The 2,679-nt window shown below is 55.2% G+C and carries 1 protein-coding gene and 2 pseudogenes; 1 reads left to right on the top strand and 2 read right to left on the bottom strand.

Annotated features, from left to right (window positions below):
* Nucleotides 1–61: 61 nt before the first annotated feature.
* Nucleotides 62–484: pseudogene (locus tag OKC30_RS21470) on the top strand (nuclease-related domain-containing protein); the annotation flags it as partial.
* Between the two features lie 81 nt (nucleotides 485–565).
* Here OKC30_RS21470 and OKC30_RS20495 read toward each other — a convergent pair.
* Nucleotides 566–748: pseudogene (locus tag OKC30_RS20495) on the bottom strand (DUF2787 family protein); the annotation flags it as partial.
* A gap of 111 nt (nucleotides 749–859) precedes the next feature.
* Nucleotides 860–2,679 (bottom strand): hypothetical protein (locus OKC30_RS20490; protein WP_270809790.1); only part of this gene is annotated, 1,820 nt, incomplete at its 5' end.

Genomic DNA, 2,679 nt, shown 5'->3' with positions numbered 1-2,679 from the left:
GGGCATGCAGTCGTGGCAAGCCCTCCGATGCCATATCGGCTCTTGAAGCTGGCTGAGGGTCATGGGTAATCAGGTAAGAAAAAGGCTTCGCTCACATAGGGTCAGCCCGTTGACCGCCGACCTGCTCAGGCCAGCGGGTCACACCCTGCAACAGCAAATCCAGGACCTACAAATAGATCTCTTTTCCCAAATGCTATTCACGCCATTGACCCTGATGATGATCGGGTTCTACCTCTTGTTACAGAGCTATATCGATAAGAGGGCTATGAGCACGACTGTGATGCTGATTTCCGGGATCGTGATGCTGGGTATCTTTATCTATGGCACAACCAAAACTTACAAAATGGCCAACAAGGTTCAGCACCTCAAGCTGGGTTACTCCTGTGAACTTGCGGTTGGCCAGGAGCTGGACCAAATCGTTAGGCCCCAACACCACCCCTATCGGGTTTACCACGATATCCCGTTTGATGGATTCAATATCGACCATTTGATCATCTGCCCTAACGGGGTCTTTGTCATCGAGACTAAAGGCCGCTCCAAACCCATCCATCTCTTCCGGCCCCTGATAGCTAAAGTCCGTCACGTAATCGAACAGCCACCTGTCTTTACGCTTGAGCAGCCGTATTTCTACCGGATGAAAGCCGCCACGGACCGGGCCGTAATCCGGGTCTCGGAAGTTGAAGACCAGACTAGATTTTCCCTTCAGCACCATTCCAGATCTAACCAGTTCCTGATCCAGAATACTCATCAATGCCTGACTGACAGGCAGGGCAAAATCGCCCGCAAATGGGATCGTCATAATCACCTCAGATTGGTTGTTGGAGGGCTCACCCTTGGACAGGTGAGTGCTATGCAGGGGTTATTCGATGGTAGAAGATACGGTACAGAGCTCATTGGTTAGCGAACCCAAGCGCTCAAGGTAATCAGGCACCAGTTCGTGCAGCATCGGATTGCCGTCTGCCTTCTGGACCAACTTCAGCCCGTCCGAGCGCAGAATGGCTGATAAGAATCCGGCGTTATTGGCACTGCCACCTTTAAACAGTCGCTTCATAACGCTGGATTTAAACGGCTTGTCTGCGGGCAAGGAGCACAACACACCGTCAATCGCCGACAGCGCAATCCACTCCTTGCTATGCAGACCCCCACCCTGATTGCCGGTGATTTTCAGGAACAGCTCGCCACTCTCTTCATGACGACCAATGGCATAGAACAAAGTTTGGTTCGATGCCGTAATCAAAAACTGGGGGAGTTGGACCTCTTCCGTGTCGAGTTTGAGCTTTCGCTGCTCTTCTCCAGTCGTGCTGAACACCTTCGTCACAGGCGTGTTCGCAAAGAGCGAGTCGGCGTGGTAGACAGGAATCTGCGCCTCATGCCCAGCGGCGAGCCAATCCTTACTGGCCAGCACCCAGCCAACCTTGGCAAGCATCACAGCCAATGGGTCGATGTCGAATGCGGTGATCGCGGTCGCGAGTTCGCTGAGCGCAGTAGGGTCACCTGGAACTCTGCCAGCCGCGAGCAGGCGTTGCTGGGCACGCTTCACCGTCTCCACGACCATCGCTCCCGATCCGCAGCACATATCGACGAAGCGAGGCTGCTGCCCTTTGGGGAGCGCCGACATGGCATGCTCGACGAGCTTGCCGGCGAGCCAAGAAGGCGTCCACTCCTGTCCCAGCAGAAGTCGTTGCGAGCGTGCCGCCAACTGCGCCATGAGGGTACCGAAAAGGTCTTCGGCAGGAGATGATTTGAAGTCGTAGGCGCGAAGGTCGTTTTGAATGTCGCGCGCGACGGCGACCAAGTCGCTGACATAGGGACTGGCGTTTAGCCAGCCGAAGTAGTCGTATTCTACAAGGTTGGGCAACCCACGAGCTTTGAAGAAAGACCCGTCCAGAATCGCTTGCAACTCTGCATCGTCGCTGATCAAGGCCCTTCCGTTCAGAACGTTGGCGCAAATAAGCTTAGCAAGGGTGAGTATGTAGAGTTCCCCGACATATGAAGCCTTGTCGAACTTGCCAGCAGCAGCGTCTCCACCCAGGTAGGAGACGAAGTCTGTCCAAAGCTTTGTGATCAAGCTGGCATAGGTGGAATCATGGGCGAACGCACGGTCCACAAGGGCATCAATCGGCTGAACATGGGCTTGGCAAAAAGGACTGCTGAAGCCCAAGTCCTTCGCAAGGGTCAGTGCGGCCAACAATCGGCCACCTTCGCGGCCAAGATGGCGGACCAGAAAATCCCCGAGCTTCTTAGCCTCAACATCGCCAGCCGTAGAAAGGTCGTATGACTCTATCTCGGCGAGCTCGATGTGGTCCGGGCCGAAGCTCGTCGCGCCCGGAACGGCAGAAAGATCTTTGATGTCCAGGAGGAAAAAAGCGTGCCACCGGACAGTATCGGAGAGCACGCCAACTAGCAGTTCGCGAGGAGTCCCTGCATTGAGCTGGCCCGCGCAGTACTGCTTCACCTGGTGAAGACCGTGCGCGAATGTGCCTAGCGTGCGCAAGTCTCTTTCGTATTCGATTACTGTGGCGCCCACGAGCACATCGACGAAGCCATGCTTCTTGGCCCCCAGTTCATGGAATTTTGCCAACGACTCTGTCCCGGTAACGTGGTAACCGTTCACCGGGACGGTGTTGACAGCACCAACTCCTCCGGGAACGGGTAGTCGGTTTTCTCGATGCAGGACCT

It is taken from the genome of Aeromonas sp. QDB18 (assembly GCF_027705325.1).
In the GTDB taxonomy this organism is placed as follows: domain Bacteria; phylum Pseudomonadota; class Gammaproteobacteria; order Enterobacterales; family Aeromonadaceae; genus Aeromonas; species Aeromonas caviae.
Note: the sequence above shows the minus strand (reverse complement) of the source record. Positions and strands in the feature narration are given on the sequence as shown.